The organism is Ruegeria sp. THAF57, from assembly GCF_903914075.1.
GTDB lineage: Bacteria > Pseudomonadota > Alphaproteobacteria > Rhodobacterales > Rhodobacteraceae > Ruegeria.
This window is the reverse complement of the sequence record NZ_CAIWNQ010000009.1, coordinates 98,391-114,750: the sequence shown is the minus strand read 5'-3', so window position 1 is coordinate 114,750 and position 16,360 is coordinate 98,391. Positions and strand designations below refer to the sequence as shown.

16 protein-coding genes are annotated in these 16,360 nt (G+C 56.0%); 4 read left to right on the top strand and 12 right to left on the bottom strand.

The features are described from left to right. The first annotated feature begins 2 nt into the window (after positions 1 to 2). From RUESEDTHA_RS18220 to RUESEDTHA_RS18210, 3 genes are read left to right on the top strand one after another with little or no spacing between them, the layout of a single operon-like run. Positions 3 to 1,190, top strand: a complete 1,188-nt coding sequence (locus RUESEDTHA_RS18220) for an acyl-CoA dehydrogenase family protein (protein WP_180888094.1) — start codon at positions 3 to 5, stop codon at positions 1,188 to 1,190. Positions 1,191 to 1,193: 3 nt separating this feature from the next. Continuing rightward, entirely contained in the window at positions 1,194 to 2,252 is a 1,059-nt protein-coding gene (locus RUESEDTHA_RS18215; RefSeq protein ID WP_180888093.1) for an acyl-CoA dehydrogenase family protein, read from the top strand. Positions 2,253 to 2,255: 3 nt separating this feature from the next. After that, positions 2,256 to 3,053, top strand: a complete 798-nt coding sequence (locus RUESEDTHA_RS18210) for an oxepin-CoA hydrolase, alternative type (RefSeq protein ID WP_180888092.1) — start codon at positions 2,256 to 2,258, stop codon at positions 3,051 to 3,053. Positions 3,054 to 3,255: 202 nt separating this feature from the next. Here the strand turns inward: RUESEDTHA_RS18210 and RUESEDTHA_RS18205 are convergent, their stop codons facing one another. From RUESEDTHA_RS18205 to RUESEDTHA_RS18150, 12 genes are all read right to left on the bottom strand, one after another. Then, positions 3,256 to 3,942 carry a hypothetical protein gene (locus RUESEDTHA_RS18205; protein ID WP_180888091.1) on the bottom strand — a complete coding sequence of 229 codons (687 nt, stop codon included), beginning with the start codon at positions 3,940 to 3,942 and terminating at the stop codon, positions 3,256 to 3,258. A gap of 397 nt (positions 3,943 to 4,339) precedes the next feature. Further along, positions 4,340 to 4,825 carry a bacterioferritin gene (gene bfr / locus RUESEDTHA_RS18200; protein ID WP_180888090.1) on the bottom strand — a complete coding sequence of 162 codons (486 nt, stop codon included), beginning with the start codon at positions 4,823 to 4,825 and terminating at the stop codon, positions 4,340 to 4,342. Positions 4,826 to 5,022: 197 nt separating this feature from the next. Then, positions 5,023 to 5,280: a hypothetical protein gene (locus tag RUESEDTHA_RS18195; protein ID WP_180888089.1), complete on the bottom strand. Its 258-nt coding sequence runs from the start codon at positions 5,278 to 5,280 to the stop codon at positions 5,023 to 5,025. 13 nt (positions 5,281 to 5,293) lie between these two features. Continuing rightward, positions 5,294 to 5,995 (bottom strand): NapC/NirT family cytochrome c, encoded by a 702-nt coding sequence (locus RUESEDTHA_RS18190; protein ID WP_180888088.1) that lies wholly within the window; start codon positions 5,993 to 5,995, stop codon positions 5,294 to 5,296. A 29-nt stretch (positions 5,996 to 6,024) separates the two neighbouring features. Next, positions 6,025 to 6,453: a nitrate reductase cytochrome c-type subunit gene (locus tag RUESEDTHA_RS18185; RefSeq protein ID WP_171126737.1), complete on the bottom strand. Its 429-nt coding sequence runs from the start codon at positions 6,451 to 6,453 to the stop codon at positions 6,025 to 6,027. Positions 6,454 to 6,509: 56 nt separating this feature from the next. Further along, entirely contained in the window at positions 6,510 to 9,002 is a 2,493-nt protein-coding gene (gene napA / locus RUESEDTHA_RS18180; protein WP_180888087.1) for a nitrate reductase catalytic subunit NapA, read from the bottom strand. Positions 9,003 to 9,004: 2 nt separating this feature from the next. Then, the gene (locus tag RUESEDTHA_RS18175) at positions 9,005 to 9,292 is read right to left on the bottom strand and encodes a chaperone NapD (RefSeq protein WP_180888086.1); all 288 of its coding nucleotides are present in this window, start codon (positions 9,290 to 9,292) and stop codon (positions 9,005 to 9,007) included. Continuing rightward, complete coding sequence (gene napF / locus RUESEDTHA_RS18170; protein ID WP_180888085.1) at positions 9,289 to 9,804, bottom strand: ferredoxin-type protein NapF; 516 nt, start codon at positions 9,802 to 9,804, stop codon at positions 9,289 to 9,291. The genes RUESEDTHA_RS18175 and napF overlap by 4 nt, the downstream gene beginning before the upstream one ends. Positions 9,805 to 9,964: 160 nt before the next feature. Then, on the bottom strand, positions 9,965 to 10,888 hold the full coding sequence (locus tag RUESEDTHA_RS18165) for a hypothetical protein (RefSeq protein WP_180888084.1): 924 nt from the start codon (positions 10,886 to 10,888) through the stop codon (positions 9,965 to 9,967). Positions 10,889 to 10,896: 8 nt separating this feature from the next. After that, complete coding sequence (locus RUESEDTHA_RS18160) at positions 10,897 to 11,652, bottom strand: class I SAM-dependent methyltransferase (RefSeq protein WP_180888083.1); 756 nt, start codon at positions 11,650 to 11,652, stop codon at positions 10,897 to 10,899. After that, positions 11,649 to 13,178, bottom strand: a complete 1,530-nt coding sequence (locus RUESEDTHA_RS18155) for a hypothetical protein (RefSeq protein WP_180888082.1) — start codon at positions 13,176 to 13,178, stop codon at positions 11,649 to 11,651. The genes RUESEDTHA_RS18160 and RUESEDTHA_RS18155 overlap by 4 nt, the downstream gene beginning before the upstream one ends. Continuing rightward, complete coding sequence (locus tag RUESEDTHA_RS18150) at positions 13,175 to 14,146, bottom strand: glycosyltransferase family 2 protein (RefSeq protein WP_180888081.1); 972 nt, start codon at positions 14,144 to 14,146, stop codon at positions 13,175 to 13,177. The genes RUESEDTHA_RS18155 and RUESEDTHA_RS18150 overlap by 4 nt, the downstream gene beginning before the upstream one ends. A gap of 684 nt (positions 14,147 to 14,830) precedes the next feature. On the opposite strand from RUESEDTHA_RS18150, the gene RUESEDTHA_RS18145 reads away from it, so the two are divergent. Continuing rightward, on the top strand, positions 14,831 to 16,228 hold the full coding sequence (locus RUESEDTHA_RS18145) for a pyridoxal-dependent decarboxylase (protein ID WP_180888080.1): 1,398 nt from the start codon (positions 14,831 to 14,833) through the stop codon (positions 16,226 to 16,228). Positions 16,229 to 16,360: the final 132 nt, after the last annotated feature.

The window sequence follows — 16,360 nt, the reverse complement described above, 5'->3', positions numbered from 1 at the left end:
GGATGGACCTGAGCTTTACCCCAGAAGAAGAGGCGTTTCGTGCCGAAGTCAAAACGTTTCTGGCCGAAAACCTGTCCGAGGAGCTGGCTGCCAAGGGCCGCAACGGTGAAGAACTGACCAAAGCGGATATGGAAGGCTGGCACGCCACGTTGCAAACGCGAAACTGGCTGGCGGCGACCTGGCCAGTGGAATACGGCGGCCCCGGCTGGAGCGCGGTCGAGCGCCATATCTTCGAAGAAGAATGCGCAATGGCTTTTGCCCCGCGTATCGTGGCTTTTGGCGTAAGCATGCTGGGGCCAGTTCTGTTGAAATTTGGCTCGGACGAGCAAAAGGCCGAATTTCTACCGCGCATACTGGACGGGACCCATTGGTGGTGTCAGGGATATTCCGAACCGGGTGCCGGGTCCGATTTGGCCAGCTTGAAAACCCGCGCGGACCGTGACGGGGATCACTATGTGATCAACGGTCAGAAAACCTGGACCACGCTGGGTCAGCACGCCGACAAAGTCTTCTGCCTTGTGCGCACCTCTTCCGAGGGCAAACCGCAGGAAGGGATCAGTTTTGTGCTGGTGGATATGAACCGGCCCGGTATCGAGGTTCGCCCGATCAAACTGTTGGAAGGCGGGCACGAGGTTAACGAAGTGTTCTTCACCGATGTGCGTGTGCCGGTGGCCAATCTGGTGGGCGAGGAAAACAAGGGTTGGACGATCGCCAAGTATCTGCTGACCCATGAGCGGACCAATATCGCCGGGGTGGGGTTTTCGCTTCGCGACTTGGACCGGCTGAAGCGGCTGTCGAAGCAGTTGCACCGGATGGGCAAACCATTGGCTGAAGATCCGGTTTTCGCGGCTGAGATCGCCGAGGTGGAGATTGATCTGGAAGCAATGCGGGTGATGAACCTTGCGATGTTGTCGGCGGCCAAGGAAGGCGCTGCGCCGGGGATGCAAAGCTCGATGCTCAAGATTAAGGGAACGGTCATCCGTCAGCGCATCCACGGCTTGACCAAATCTGCGTTGGGGGCCGCCGCTGCGCCATTCCCGGCCACCGAGCTGTCGGACAACGCCCGCACAGTGCCCGAAGAAGCCACCGCATCGGCGGCCACGTACTTCAATAATCGCAAGCTTTCGATCTTTGGCGGATCGAACGAGATTCAGCGCAACATCATCGCCAAAGACATGTTCCGGAGCTGAGCCATGGATTTCAAACTGACCGAAGACCGGCAGATGCTGTCGGACACGTTGCGCCGCTACCTTGCGGACCAGTACGACTTTGAAACGCGCAACGGCTTGATAGAAACCGCGCCGTATCATTCCCCTGCGAAATGGGCAGAGTTGTCAGAGCTTGGCCTGATCGGCGCCTTCGTGCCCGAGGATCAGGGCGGCTTCGGCGGCGCTGGTTTTGACATCACCACCGTGTTCGAGGAGCTTGGCCGTGGCCTCTGCCCCGAACCTATTCTAGCCACGCTCATGAGCGTGCGCGCTGCGGCTGACTGCGGTGCCGAGGAACTGGTCGAGGATATGATCGCGGGCGCAAAGCGTCTGACGTTCGCGGTGTTCGAGCCGGATGCGGACAGCTTGGCGCTGATCCGAACCAGCGCAGACAAATCCGGTGACGGCTGGGTTCTGAACGGGCGAAAATCGGTGGTCTATGGCCTGCCGGGGGCCGATGGCGCTCTGGTCGCGGCGCGAACCGAAGCCGGGGTTGGCCTGTTTCTGGTCGATAGCCCAGAAACCATCGACTATGCCATGATCGACGGCGGTGGCGCGGGGGAGTTGATCCTCGATAGCGCGGCGGCCACCTGCATCAGCGAAGATGCCGGAGACATTATCGAAGCCGCGTTGGACGCGGGCCGTCTGGCGCTGTGCGCCGAGGCTGTGGGTGTCATGGAGGTTCTGGTCGACATGACGGTAGACTACCTCAAACAGCGCAAACAGTTCGGTCGCCCAATCGCAAGCTTTCAGGCGCTACAACATCGCGCGGTGGATATGGCAATCGAGATCGAACAATGTCGGGCGATCACCATTCTGGCGGCAAGCAAGCTGGGAACGGATGAGGCGGGCAAATTTGTCGCGATGGCCAAGAACCTGATCGGCCGCACCGGACTGCTGATTTCGGAAGAAAGCATTCAGCTGCACGGCGGCATCGGCATGACCTGGGAATATCCCGGCTCGCATTATGCCAAGCGGCTGTCGATGATCGACCACCAACTGGGTGACCGCTATGCTCAGTTGCACCGTGTTATGGCGGCCTGACCCATGAGCGAAGCTGTCTTGTTCAAGACCCAAGGGTCAACTCTGATCATTACCATCAATGAACCCGAGCGCCGCAATGTGCTGTCGCGCTCGGTCTATGAGCCTGTAGAAAAGGCCCTGAGCGATGCTGTTGCACCTGAGTCCACGGTTCGGGCCGTGGTGATCACCGGGGCCGGGCAGTTTTTCTCGGCTGGCGGTGATTTGCGTATGCTCAGGCAGCGACGCGAAATGCCACTGCCGGACCGAGAAGAGCAGATTGAGTTTCTGCATAGCATGATCAGAACCGTCCGTGCCTGTCCGCTGCCGGTGATCGCGGCGGTAGAAGGCGGAGCTGCGGGGGCGGGGGCATCCCTTGCTTTTGCCTGTGACATGATAGTGGCCTCAGAAGGGGCTAAATTCACGCTGGCCTATGTCAACGCGGGGCTGGTCCCGGATGGAGGGGGGTCTGGTTTCCTGTCGATGAACCTGCCACGCCAGTTGGCGTCCGAAATGTGTTTGACGGGTCAGCCGGTTTTGGCCGAACGGCTGTACACCATGGGAGTAGTAAACCGGGTTGTTGCGCCCGGTGATGCCCTGAGCGCTGCGTTGGACCTGACCGAAGCGTTGTCGCGTGGCCCACGTCAGGCGCAGGCTTCTATCAAATCGTTGATTGCGGCGCCCGAACGCGAAGCATTCAACGCACATCTGCTGCACGAGCGACGCCTTATGTCGATTGCCCTTGGCAGCGACGAAGCGCAGGAAGGTATTCGCGCGTTCGAGGAAAAACGCAAACCTGTCTTTCCTGATTCACACGGGTCTTAGGTTTGCTTGTTCCTGCTGGCCAAGGGTGGCGGAGTCTACACGCACTGACCTGCCGCCCTAACTGATTGCATTGGCGAATATTTGGAAGTCTATCATCAACTCCCGAGCCCGCCTGCGCGCCTGAGCGAACAAAGTTAAGGGGTGCGTTGGCCCGCACAAAGCCGGGTCTTGGCCCCTTAGCGATGTATGGTGAACAGCGGTTCTATTCGCCTGCTGCTACGCCGTCAGAGTTCGGGCGGCCTTCGGGCAGCTCGGAAATGTTGGGCCACAGGCTTAGTATTTGTTGAGTGGTTACCGCCCAAGAGAAGTTTAGCCAAAACACCGCTCCGAGGAATTTGGCGCCATCTTCAAACAGGATGCGATACTGGCCGAGGTAGACCTGAATTGACTTCTGAAAGAAATCTATTCCGATCGAGGTCACAAAGAACAAACCCGCGATAACAAGGTGAATACTGGCCAGCCGTCCCAGATGACGGCGGTAAAGAACGACAGTTCCCACCAAGAACAAAGCGTACCCCCCATAAAAATACTTCTCACCAATGGGGAGCCGTTCGTGCAGCAAGAAAAAGTCATCGAGGCAGAACGCGGTCGAAAGAAATGTCAGGGCCAACAGAAGTCTTCGTGATGCCATTGCATGTGGCGAGCCACTTAATAGGGCAAAGCCAAACGCAGATACGGTCGCGCTGGCCATCCAGAACAGAACGCCCATATTCGAAAGAAATCCTGCATAAGACGGGGCTTTGAATTGTTGCGCAGGGTCGCGGGTCAGGTAGCCAAAGTCTGACCCGGTCGTCCAAGAGATGACGAAGACGATCAACAGGCTGATCAAGCCTACGGCAATGCTGAAAGGTGCAACGTCAAAAGCCGATACTTGGGTACGGTCCCGCATCAGATCAGAGCCATCTGGAAAAGGAGACCAAATTTCGCGTTGTCATTCCATGCGGCGTTGCCTGTGTAATTTGTCCCCAGCTTTTTTTCATGTTTCAGCAAGGTTAGGGGAAAGAACAACCTTTCTCGGCGGCCATTGTGAAACTCCGCGCATCCTGCAAAGGCGTATAGCCTACCCAATCTTGCAAGACCCATCATACCTAAAACTAACCCAATTTGATTCTGTCTAAAACTGAGACTGATTTTTCAATACATCGCCATTTTCGGCAATATCCCTTAGCTTGTGAAGCTTCACCTTGCAGTCCGTCGATCAACACCACCCAGGCAAGGGTTTCATCAGGCAGAACAAGCGAACTGCGCAATAATGAAACCGCCTGACAGGTGGTACGCTTACGCGCTTACTCCGCGTCTTCCATTTTGGTCGCGTTGAGTTGGGCGAACAATTCAGGCCCGACGCGGTCATACAGTTCCAGTTGGGTCTCGAGAAAGTCGATATGCCCTTCTTCGTCCGACATCAGGTTTTCAAACAGGTTCATCGTGACGTAATCGCCCGCATCTCTGCACACATCGCGTGCCTCTTTGTAAAGCGCGCGTGCGCTTCTTTCGGCGGCCAGATCGCATTCCAGTGTTTCCCTCGGATTTTCACCGATTCGCAGCGGGTCGAGTTTTTGAAGATTTGGATGCCCCTCAAGGAAAATGATCCGCTCGATGAGTCTGTCGGCGTGTTCCATTTCCTCGATCGACTCTTCGCGGCTTTTTTTAGCCATGCTGCCAAGACCCCAGTCGTCCTGCAATCGGTAGTGCAACCAGTATTGGCTGACTGCTGTCAACTCGTGCCGCAAAGCCTTGTTAAGGTATTCGATTACTTTCTTGTCACCCTTCATCGCGGGTCTCCCTGACTCTGTTTGAAAATTGGTTTTGAACAATCATTCTGAGTCGCGACTGTAACATCGGTAACTGCAATCTCCAAAGCGGTGCAATTCCCGCAATTTAACTGGTCGCAGACCCGCATTGCCGACTTTAAATTCGACACACCTTTGACAATCCTGTCTCAGAACCCGTCGGGCAGGTCTCGGCTGGGTCAAACCGTTGCGCCCTTGATGCGAATAGCGGTTCCCAGCATGCCTGCGCATATCCCGATGATCACGGCGATGATCAGTTCGGTCGTTTCGATATTGGCAAAGGACCAGTGTGCGAAGATCAATGTCTCGACCACGCCGACGACCCCACCCATGGCAGCACCAAGCATCAGATTTCGGGTCATCATCCCCAAAGCCAGGCCAAGGATTCCGGGCAGGCTGATAATGTTGGCTCCGATGGTTCCAAGTAACTCAAGCATGTCTTGCCCCCTCTCACTCGGCCTGCGTGGTCAGGTACGACCGGATTTCAGCGCCATTGTCAGCCAGTTGACCCTGAACGGAATTTTGGGGGGTGCCGGCAAGTGTCTCTGTAACCTCTTGGTACCTTTCAAGATATCCGGGCGGAAGGTTATGGGCGATGCCCTGATGACAGTCGATACAGGTCATGTTGTTGTCGATCGCGCGCTGGTGTTCTGATGCTGCGCGTGCTTCCTGAATCGTAAAGTCCATATAATCGAAGTTGTGACAATTGCGGCATTCGCGACTGTCCGAGGCTTTCATCTTTTTCCAGACGGCCGATGCCATGCTCAGGCGGTGCTCCTCGTATTTTTCGGTGGTGCTGATGGTGCCGACCAGCTCGTGATACACATCTTTGACGGCCATGATCTTTGCTTGGATCTTATGGTTCCATTCATGAGGGACGTGGCAGTCCGAGCAAATTGCGCGGACACCGGAATGGTTGTTGTAGTGTATCGTTTCCCGGTACTCGCCCAAATTGGTTTCCATCGAATGGCACGAGGTGCAGAATTCCTCGGTGTTGGTCAGTTCCAAAGTCCAGTGAAATCCGCCCCAAAACAGGATTCCAGCAAGAAAGCCTGCCAGCAGCAAAAAACCTGAACTGAAGGCAACTGCCGGTGTCCAGATTGCGTTCCATACCCGGCCTATCCAACCGCGTTTTTCAGGGGAGTCTGCCATCTCGGTGCTCCTTTCAGATCAGCTTTGGATCAGTCGGTGGACGACGGTTGAAAGAGGTTGGTGACCAGAGGTTCGGTATCCGCTTGCGGAACATGACACTGGTTACAGAAATACCGGGTTCCGGCGATGTGATCCAACTCGGTCCCGTCGCGATCCAAGTAATGCGTCATCGAAAGCGTCGGCGCATTCCGCTCACCAGCCTTTGTCCAATCATGACAGGACAGGCACTGGTTGGTTCTCAGATCAATCTGATACTGCGTGATGGAGTGCGGAATCAGCGGCGGTTGTTGGCGGTAGTTTCGGACCATTCGGCCCTCTCGGCCTTCCCACTGAAGGCTCATGTTCACAACGCTGGGCGCATCCGGCGGGGTTCCGCGCAGGTCACGAAGTTCTTGCGCAATCGCAATACTGCCAAGCGCGATGAGAAGGGCTGCTGCGGTGGCGACTATCTTGTTCATCTTGCATGTTCCTTCTTGATTGGCTGGACGACCGCCTTGGGGCGGTCATCGCTGCTTCAGACACGCTCGACTTTGCAGGCGCATTTTTTGAAGTCTGTCTGCTTGGACAGTGGGCAGGTCGCGTCAAGCGTCAGCTTGTTCGTCAACTGGCCTTCATCGAACCAAGGCATGAAGATCAGCCCCTTTGGAACCTTGTTTCGTCCCTTGGTGGATACGCGACTTGTGACTTCACCGCGCCGCGTGGAAACCTTGATTTCCTGCCCATGTCGCAGATCGCGGGCTGCAGCGTCTTCGGGGTGCATGTAAATCACGGCCAGAGGGAATGACCGGTGCAACTCAGGAACGCGGCGGGTCATCGAGCCCGAATGCCAGTGTTCAAGTACACGGCCCGTGCAGAACCACAGATCGTATTCCTCGTCGGGCATTTCCGGCGGTGCCTCATAGGGTGCGAAGATGATCTTGGCCTTCTTGTCCGGGAACCCGTAGAACTGAACTTCGGATCCGGCCTCGACATAGGGATCGCTGCCTTCGCGATACCGCCAAAGAGTTTCTTTTCCGTCCACGACCGGCCAGCGCAAGCCGCGCTCTTCGTGATAGCGTTCAAAGGGTGCCAAGTCGTGGCCGTGTCCACGCCCAAACTCGGCGTATTCCTCAAACAGGCCCTTCTGAACATAGAACCCAAAATGGTTTGCATCATCATTCGGGTGTCCCGGCTGAATTTCACTAAGCGGGAACTTGTCGACATTGCCGTTATTGTAGAGAACCTCGTACAGGGTTTTCCCGGCCATTTCGGGTGCCGTGGCGACAAAGTCCTCTCCCCATGCTTCTTCGACGGTGAACCGCTTGGAAAACTCCATAAGCTGCCAGAGATCGGACTTGGCGTCGCCGGGTGCGTGAACCTGTTGCCGCCACATCTGAGTGCGGCGCTCGGCATTGCCGTAGCAGCCTTCCTTTTCAACCCACATGGCCGTCGGCAGGATCAGGTCGGCAGACATCGCCGTTACGGTCGGGTAGGGGTCGGACACAGTGATAAAGTTGTCGGGATTACGGTAACCCGGCCAACCCTCTTGGTTCATGTTCGGGGCGGCCTGCATGTTATTCGTGCATTGGACCCAATAGGCGTTCAACACTCCATCGTTCAGCATCCGGTTTTGCTGAACAGCGTGGAAGCCGACCTTTTCAGGAATAGTGCCCGCAGGCACTTTCCAGATTTTCTCGGCCTTTGCGCGGTGTTCAGGGTTGGTGACCACATAGTCGGCTGGCAATCTGTGCGCAAAAGTGCCCACCTCGCGCGCGGTGCCGCAGGCGGACGGCTGGCCCGTGAGTGAAAATGGCGAGTTGCCGGGCTCGGAAATCTTTCCGGTCAGCAGGTGCACATTATACATCAGCGAGTTCACCCACGAGCCCCGCGTATGCTGATTAAAACCCATCGTCCACAGGCTCATGACCTTGCGGTTTGGGTCGGCATACTGCTTCGCAAGGTGTTCAAGCTTCTCGGCTGGAACACCAGACAATTCGGCCGTGTATTCCAGGGTGTAGGGTTTCACTGACTCCGCGTATTCGTCAAAACTGATCTCGGTCAGCTTGCCAGAATTCGGATTGGCCGCCGCCTCTTGCAGTGGATTGTCGTCCCTAAGGCCGAAACCGATATCAGTGTCGGTCTTGGTGATATTGACATGCTTGGACAGGAATTCTTCGTTCACCGCGCCCGTTTGGATGATGTGGTTGGCGATATAGTTGAGGATGGCCAGGTCCGTTTGCGGATTGAATACCATCCCGTTGTCAGCCAGTTCGAAGGACCGGTGTTCGAACGTGGAAAGTACGTGAACCTCGCTGCCTTCTTTTGTCAGGCGTGTGTCGGTGAGACGCGACCATAGGATCGGGTGCATCTCGGCCATGTTCGATCCCCAAAGAACGAAGGTGTCCGCAGCCTCCAGGTCATCGTAACAACCCATCGGTTCGTCAATTCCGAAGGTTCGCATGAAGCCGACAACAGCCGACGCCATGCAATGTCGCGCGTTGGGATCAATGTTATTTGACCGGAACCCCGCCTTCATCAGTTTGGATGCGGCATAGCCTTCCCACACGGTCCACTGACCCGAGCCGAACATTCCAACGCCCTCGGGGCCTTTGTTCTTTAGGGTCTCTTTCCACTTTTCGGCCATGATGTCGAAAGCGTCGTCCCATGAGATCGGTTCGAATTCTCCATCCTTGGCGTATTTACCATCTCTCATACGCAGCATTGGCTGGGTCAGGCGATCTTCGCCGTACATGATCTTGGACAGAAAATACCCTTTGACGCAGTTGAGGCCGCGGTTCACCTCGGCTTTCGGATCACCCTGCGTGGCAACAACACGGCCATTCTTGGTGCCAACAAGGACGGTACATCCAGTTCCGCAAAACCGGCAAGGCGCTTTGTCCCAGCTAATGTCCGGAATGCCAATCTGCGCATTGGCCTGACCACCGGCCAGGGGAATTCCAGCGGCAGAAGCGGTTGCAGCGGCGGCAGATGCCTTAAGGAATGTTCGGCGAGATTCTGATGTAGTCATAGCTATGGCCTCCGACTGGTGGTTTGGCTTGGGGCATCAGGACGCGAAACGCTGTCCGCAATATCCTCAAAATGATGATAGGTAAGAGTGACCGAGAGCACCCCCGGGATCTGGTGCAGGTCCATGATGATCTCGGACGCAAGGCGCGCGGGCGTGTCTTCGACAACGACAACGAACCGGCCTTCGGTTGTTTGAGCATGTACTTCAACGCCCGGTATCTCATTCATAACCAACGCAGCTGCATCAGCTTGAGCGGGGGATACATGGGTAAGGCAGCCACAAATATTCATTGAATCGGCTCCATCTGAACTTGGGTGCGCCGTTCCAGCATAATCGCATCGACAGGGCACAGCGCCACGCAGGACCCGCATCCGTTGCAGGCATAGGAATCCAGCGCGGGTTCGGCACGCCCGCCTGTCTGTAGTTTGAACCGAAGCGCATTCTGGTCGCAATTATCCTGACAGATACGACAGCTTACACCGTTCATGGACAAGCAACTTGAAGCCTGTACCGCAGCCCGCCAGGGCCAGTCGGCCAAGCCTTCGATATCCAAAGCATCGGTCGGGCAGGCGCGCGCGCACTCACCACAAAACGTGCAAGGGTTATCGTTTGGTTTGAAAACAGGGTAGCCACCGGGTTCCATTGAAATCAGGCCTTCCGGGCAGGCTGACACGCATTCTGCGCATTTTGTGCAGGCATCGGCGAAACCGCTCACACAAGCACCCGGAGGCCGGACGATGTTTCCGTCCTCCCTGAGAATTTTGGCACTCAGAAACCCACGTCGGCTGGTCACTCGATCCATACTGGTTGACCTGGCTAGAGACGATTCCCTAATGCCAGTATTCCGCTTATTGTCTCAAATTGCAGCAATTTTTCACCCAAATCGCATCTCAATTGCAAAAAGAGGGTTTGCGCGTTGGATTTCAGAGGATGAGCAACAACGTAAGACTTGGCAGCGGGGCTTATGCTGGCGCCCCGTCGCGCAGGATGGCTGCACACATCGCAAAGCAGACCAAATCGCCAGAGACTGTGACAAGCCGGAAAACGGCAACAGCTACGATCAGCCCGCCTGCGGGCACTACATTCGAAAGAAGCAGTAGCAGAACTGCCTCGCGCGGGCCTAAGCCGGCAGGTGCACCGGGTGTTACGTACCCAACCAGCCAGGCACAGATGCCCGCGACAGTTGCAACAAAGAACGGGCCCTGGCCCACGATCCAGACGACCGTTCCAAAGATTGCGCCGAGCCCCAGCATGAACAACGCGCAAATCGGCACAACAATACAAAAAGCGCGGGTCAGTTTCTCGCTGTTCCCCGCTATTCGCGAGGTGATGAACAAACCTGCAATCAACAAGGGAGCAGAAATGAGTGTGAGAATCCGCACCGTGTCATCCGACCAGCCAATTGTGTGCGCGACCTGATCGACGCCCGGAGTGACGAGTGCAGCAATCAAAAGTGCCAAAACAGCGCCCGCTGGCATCGCAACTAATTCCAACAGCGTCGCCAGCCCCAATTGTTTCGCGCTTAACGGGCCGTCGCGCAGGACCATGGCGCGCCCGATCAGATGGGCCACATTACCAGGCAAATAGCGTGCAATCTGCGCCAACCCGAAAGAGCGCCACGTTCGCCGCCGGGGTTCCGCGCCGTAGAGGCCAACCAGTTGGTGCCAGGTTTCGGCAGGCAGGGACAGCGTCAAAATGTAGACAAGCGTCAGGCCGAATAGTTGGACAAGTTCCGTTGAACTTGGGCGCCAATGCGAAACCTCTGTCCAATTGCGCTGAACTTCACGGGCGATATAACCCAGTGACAAGACAAGCAACACGACCCCGGCTACGCGAATTGCGCGCCTGAACCATAAGCCTGCGCGCAAGGGCGTGTTCTCTTCCATCGCCAGGCTCAGGTATGAGCCGTCAAAATTGACGTCTCGTCTGGATAAGGAAGCGACGGCGTAAGGCCGGGGCAGCGTTTGACGGAAAGCCCGGACTCACTGATCGCTTCACGATATCGGGCACGCTTTGAGTTGTCGAAGACGATCATTCCACCCGGTGACAGCCGGTTTGCAGCATGGCGCAAGCATGCTTGGCGTGCGCGACCGTCGATAATTATCAAGTCGTATGAGCCATCCGCCTTGTCAATTTCCGATGCATAGGATGTAAAGTTCAGGCCGCGCATGTCTTGTTTCTGAGACAGATAGATAGGGTCAGAAAGGGCGACGTCTTTTGCGTTCGAAGCAGGTGCCAAACGTAGGTCAACCGGGCATATATTGGTCTGACCCTGGACCCGTTCCAAGACGCGTGCGTACCAATCCGCATCATGCTCAACGCTCGTTACAGAAGCCGAGCGTCGCGCCGCCCAGATCGTGCTGGCCCCCGCGCCGTATTCAAATACACGGGCTGGTCTTGTTTTCAGGAACGCGTCGACGACTTCAATCGCATCATAGGTCCACCAGGGAACGTCCAGGGCGATCAGCCCGTCTATGTCATGGATTGCCATAAGGCTTGACGCCCAATGATACCCCCTGCCGCGATGATGCCGGCGCGAGAGCCAGTCAGCGACGCTTGTTTTGTTCAGGCCCCAAGCGATGCCTCGCATCGTTGCGACGTAGCCGGATTTTGCCGCCCTCGAAAGGGTGGCACGTGGATCGTTTGTCATACGGCGTCCTCAAGCGAAGAATGCGACCTGCAGGTTTTCGTACCTTGTTCGACGGCCAGACCAATCTGGGCCGCGCGCTTCAGACAGGCGTCTTCGGACCACTTTTCAAAATACTCCCCCGGCGTTTCCCTGAGAGGTGAGGCGTATTTATACACAGATGCTGTTGTTGTGGTGGTCCCGATAACAAACGCCATCGCGCACAATCCCACGAACCAGGGTTTTGCAGCTGTGCCGGAATCTGGTCGCATACAGAACACGGCACCCATTAGCGCCAATGTTGCGATAACTGGCCAAAGATCCAAGCGGTATCGGAAGGTGATCGTGCCGTAGGCCAGTGTCACAATAGCCGACAGCGCAACCGCGACCACAAGCCCTGCCATTTGTGTGTCCCGCCAGGCCGCGCGGATACCGAACAGTGCCAGAAGGCACCAAAGCGGCCATAGCATAACCAACCCCGTTCTTGGGCCGCCAACTCTGATATGGCCTAGGATCGGCTCTGTTACCGCCCGGTAAAGGCCGAGAATCGAGTCGGACAGGCCGGTCAAGAAAGACGCTGAAGGGACGTCGAACAAGTAAAACGCTGCATTGGGAACAACGCGTAATGGGTTCAGACGACCATGCTCTTCGAAGGCTGCCGCGCGGATTGAATCCTTGGTTTCGATACCCCAAAAGACATTGCCATAAACAACGCGCGAGCCTTCATAGCTACCATGGGTGATCAACGCATCCCCAAATCGCAAAGCATTTAGCCCGAGATATCCGAACCCGCCTGCGGCCAAAATCCCCATGGCGATGATCGCGGGGATGAGAAAGGCTGAACGGTCGCGCCACAAACCGTGTCCAATTGCCAAAACGACACCGGCATAAAGCCCGATTGCCACATTTGGCCGCGCGTGCACGGCGACCATTGCGCAAACGGCAAGCAAAACGACTGAAATTGACGCTGGTGTCACGCCACGCGCCGCGCGTGTCCAAACGGCAGCAAACAGCCCAGACATCGCAAACGCCACTGCAATCGGTTCGTGATAAAATGAAAGGTTGATGACCAGGGCGGGGCCTGGCCCGGCGACCCACAAGGCGGCACAAAGCGCCAGCACCAAAACGCGGCGATCCGCAGAAACTCCTGCTGTCCGTGCCAGGGTCACAAGAACATGCTGCCAGCCCAGCGTGCCGACCACGGCCCAAAACCAGATCGAAAAGCCGTTCATGGGGACTGTCTCGAACGGCCAAGCCCAGCCAAAGGCAAAGCGCGTCAAAAGCGGCGCAACACCATGATAAAGATAGCCTGTTCCGTCTGCGGTATAGTGGCCTTCGTAGCGAAGCACGCGGGCGGGCAGGTCAAACCGACCTTCCAATATCGCGGCATAGTAAGCGTCATATATCTGCCAGCCAAAGGGTTTAAGGTCAAACAAGGTCCACGAAGAGATCACAAGAAGACCGAAATAGACGGACCCCAAGATTGAAATCAGCCATAGAATACGTTTGCCCCCGGCAAACGGGGCGTTTGCCGTGCCCATATCCGTCACGTCGATCCATTCCCACGATTATTTGTGTCGATACGCAGTTCCAGTTCCCGCATTCGGCTCAGGACTTGTTCTGTAAGGCGCCGATTTGTTGCAATCGCGTCGCTAAGTAGCGCGATGATCATCGTGATGTACCCTGCCAGAATGAAAACGCCGCCTAGGATCAAGGACTGAACGCGACCGTCACCGTCGCCGGAAAAATAGTAGAACAGAAAGCGCAAAACCGGGATTGTTCCGATGATCAACATCACCAAGCCGATTGTCAGAAAGGCGCTGAGAGGTCGATACATCGTATAGCTGCGAAGGATCGTTGTCGCCTGCTTTCGCAAAAATCCACCCATCGACGTGAACAAGCGCGAGGGGCGTTCGACAGGATTCACGTTGACGGGAACAGACGCTATTTTCAGGTTTGTCTGCCCGGCATGGATCAGAGTTTCGGTGGTATAGCTGAACTTGGTCATGACATTGATCGTCAGGGCGGCTTCACGGGTGTATGCGCGAAATCCGGATACTGCGTCGGTGACGTCAATCCCGGCAAGCCGTCGAACGACCGACGTTCCAAACCGCTGCAACAGGCGCTTCAATGTAGAAAATTCAACGTTTTCACCGGGTTTGCGGTCACCCACAACAATGTCCGCTTCTTTGCGCAATATCGGCGCCACGAGGTCGGGAATGGACAAACCAGAATACTGGTTATCTCCGTCGGTGTTGACGATGATATCCGCGCCTGCCTGCAACGCGTGATCAATTCCAACCTGAAAGCTTCGGGCAAGGCCCTTGTTGCCCCGGTTTCGCAGCACATATGTTGCCCCGTTTTCGCGCGCAATCTCTGATGTTCTGTCAGTGGACCCGTCGTCAATGACCTGCACTTCGATGCTGTCTACGCCGGGAATTTCTTTTGGGATGTCGGCAAGGACCGCGGGCAGGGTCTCTGCCTCGTTGTAGCAGGGAATTTGAACAATAAGTTTCAAACCGATTTACCTTCACACTAGTCACAAGAACCCGCAGAAACAGGGCTAACCGATGGAGGAGGAAGTGGTGTAAACCTCTCCATTGATTCTGAAATACACGCCACAAGCAGTAGCAGATGTCAGTCAATGCGTTAAACAAAACCGTTGTTTTGCTCATGCTGGTCGAATGACACAGGGTTGCCAATCAGCCTTTCACCTGCCCTTTCCTTCACCTAAATGGTCCGACAGTATATCAGAACATTAAAGGCAGGCAGAGGTGCTCTGGTCTACTGCTGATGTGTGAAACGCCTGCAGAACACGGACCTGTTTCCATGCTTTGCATAAGAAACAGCCACTTTGGCGCGCTTGAAATCAAACAAATGCGCGCGCTGTTTATTTGGGGAAGGTGGTAACCGTGCCGGAACAGCTTCGGAAAGTGCGCTGGCTCGGTCTCGGATTCTTCCCGATTAAGCCAAGAAATGCGCCGGCGAATTCGCGATGAACGATACGGCGCTTTTGTTGGTGCCCTTGGGTGGGGCAGCTGCAAGGGCGAAATTGATATCTAACCACCCCATTTTGGCAGTTCCGGAACGGGTCAGGCCAATATAGGCTTTTAGGTCTAGGCCGAAGTCTTTCAGCTACAAATACAACGACTGCCGCAGAGGTCATGTCCAGTTGATCAGCGGGCGACACAAGGGCGAATGGATGAACTGGGATGAGTTTTCGCATTGGGGACAGCACATTTCGAAATGGGCTGCCGATTATCACCAAACCCTGTCGGATCGCCCTGTCCGGGCACAGATAAAACCGGGGGATATTGCCGTCCAGATTGACGCTTCGCCGCCAGACTCGGGGCAAGCGATGGAATCCATCATGGCCGATTTTGAACGGATCGTCATGCCGGGAATGACCCATTGGCAACACCCGCGTTTCTTTGCCTATTTCCCAGCCAACGCCGCGCCGCCTTCGATGTTGGCCGAGATGTTGGTGACCACAATCGCTGCTCAATGCATGCTGTGGCAAACTTCGCCCGCCGCGACCGAAGTTGAAACCGTGATGGTCGATTGGCTGCGCCAGGCACTTGGTCTGCCTGATGGCATGACAGGGGTCATTCAGGACAGCGCGTCTTCGGCCACTTTGTCGGCGGTGCTGACCATGCGAGAGCGCGCCACCGGGTTTACCGGCAACCGCGAAGGGTTGAATACGAAAGGCGCGCTGCGGGTTTACTGCTCGGATCAGGTGCATTCGTCCATTGACCGGGCCTGTTGGGTTGCCGGGATCGGGCAGGACAATCTGGTCAAATTGCCGACGCGGGGGTCAACTTACGCGATTGATCCCGGCGCACTTGAGGCGGCGATTCAAAGCGACTTAGCCGCCGGGCATGTTCCTGCCGGGATCATTGCGATCACCGGGGGTACGGGTGTAGGGGCCTGCGATGATCTGATGGCCGTTGCGGATATCGCGCAGAAGCACGACCTATACACCCATCTTGATGCCGCTTGGGCCGGGTCCGCCATGATTTGCCCCGAGTTCCGTCAGGCGTTGTGGGCCGGGGCGGATCGCTATGACACTATTGTCTTTAATCCACATAAGTGGCTTGGCGCCCAGTTCGATTGCGCGATCCAGTTTTTGCGGGACGCAACTCCGCAACTCAACACTTTGAAGATCGAGCCCGAATACCTGAAAACCACAGGGGCCGAGGTAACAAACTATTCCGAATGGACAATTCCGTTGGGCCGCAGGTTCAGGGCGTTGAAAATCTGGTTCCTGCTGCGCTCTTACGGTCTGGATGGCCTGCGTGAACGTATCCGCAACCATGTTGACTGGGCAAATGAGCTGGCCAAAATAATCGGTGCAATGGACGGGTTCGAGATCACGACAGGCCCCATCCTGAGCCTGTTTTCGTTCCGCTGCCCGGGTGACGACGCGATGCAGCAACGTCTGGTGGATGCGCTGAATGACGATGGTCGGATTTATCTGACGCAGGGCATGTTCAACGGCCGCAAAATCATCCGCTTTCAGGTGGGGCAATTCGATACGACGCGGAATGATGTGTTGATGGCTGCTGATGTGATCAGCGAGGTTTGGGAGGCTTTGAATTGAAGCTTGTGACCTTTACCGCGGGCGGTCACCGGAAAATCAAACGCTGGATTATGAAGGTGAGATGGCAAATGTGATCGGTAAAGGTGGCGCGCAGGACGTCGCAATGCGGACAGGGCGTTGAGTCCGGCCAAA

Excerpts from the sequence above, each read along its gene's own strand:
- RUESEDTHA_RS18220 (WP_180888094.1), top strand. The coding sequence starts at position 3 with ATGGACCTGAGCTTTACCCCAGAAGAAGAGGCGTTTCGTGCCGAAGTC.
- RUESEDTHA_RS18215 (WP_180888093.1), top strand. The coding sequence starts at position 1,194 with ATGGATTTCAAACTGACCGAAGACCGGCAGATGCTGTCGGACACGTTG.
- RUESEDTHA_RS18210 (WP_180888092.1), top strand. The coding sequence starts at position 2,256 with ATGAGCGAAGCTGTCTTGTTCAAGACCCAAGGGTCAACTCTGATCATT.
- RUESEDTHA_RS18205 (WP_180888091.1), bottom strand. The coding sequence starts at position 3,942 with ATGCGGGACCGTACCCAAGTATCGGCTTTTGACGTTGCACCTTTCAGC.
- bfr (WP_180888090.1), bottom strand. The coding sequence starts at position 4,825 with ATGAAGGGTGACAAGAAAGTAATCGAATACCTTAACAAGGCTTTGCGG.
- RUESEDTHA_RS18195 (WP_180888089.1), bottom strand. The coding sequence starts at position 5,280 with ATGCTTGAGTTACTTGGAACCATCGGAGCCAACATTATCAGCCTGCCC.
- RUESEDTHA_RS18190 (WP_180888088.1), bottom strand. The coding sequence starts at position 5,995 with ATGGCAGACTCCCCTGAAAAACGCGGTTGGATAGGCCGGGTATGGAAC.
- RUESEDTHA_RS18185 (WP_171126737.1), bottom strand. The coding sequence starts at position 6,453 with ATGAACAAGATAGTCGCCACCGCAGCAGCCCTTCTCATCGCGCTTGGC.
- napA (WP_180888087.1), bottom strand. The coding sequence starts at position 9,002 with ATGACTACATCAGAATCTCGCCGAACATTCCTTAAGGCATCTGCCGCC.
- RUESEDTHA_RS18175 (WP_180888086.1), bottom strand. The coding sequence starts at position 9,292 with ATGAATATTTGTGGCTGCCTTACCCATGTATCCCCCGCTCAAGCTGAT.
- napF (WP_180888085.1), bottom strand. The coding sequence starts at position 9,804 with ATGGATCGAGTGACCAGCCGACGTGGGTTTCTGAGTGCCAAAATTCTC.
- RUESEDTHA_RS18165 (WP_180888084.1), bottom strand. The coding sequence starts at position 10,888 with ATGGAAGAGAACACGCCCTTGCGCGCAGGCTTATGGTTCAGGCGCGCA.
- RUESEDTHA_RS18160 (WP_180888083.1), bottom strand. The coding sequence starts at position 11,652 with ATGACAAACGATCCACGTGCCACCCTTTCGAGGGCGGCAAAATCCGGC.
- RUESEDTHA_RS18145 (WP_180888080.1), top strand. The coding sequence starts at position 14,831 with ATGAACTGGGATGAGTTTTCGCATTGGGGACAGCACATTTCGAAATGG.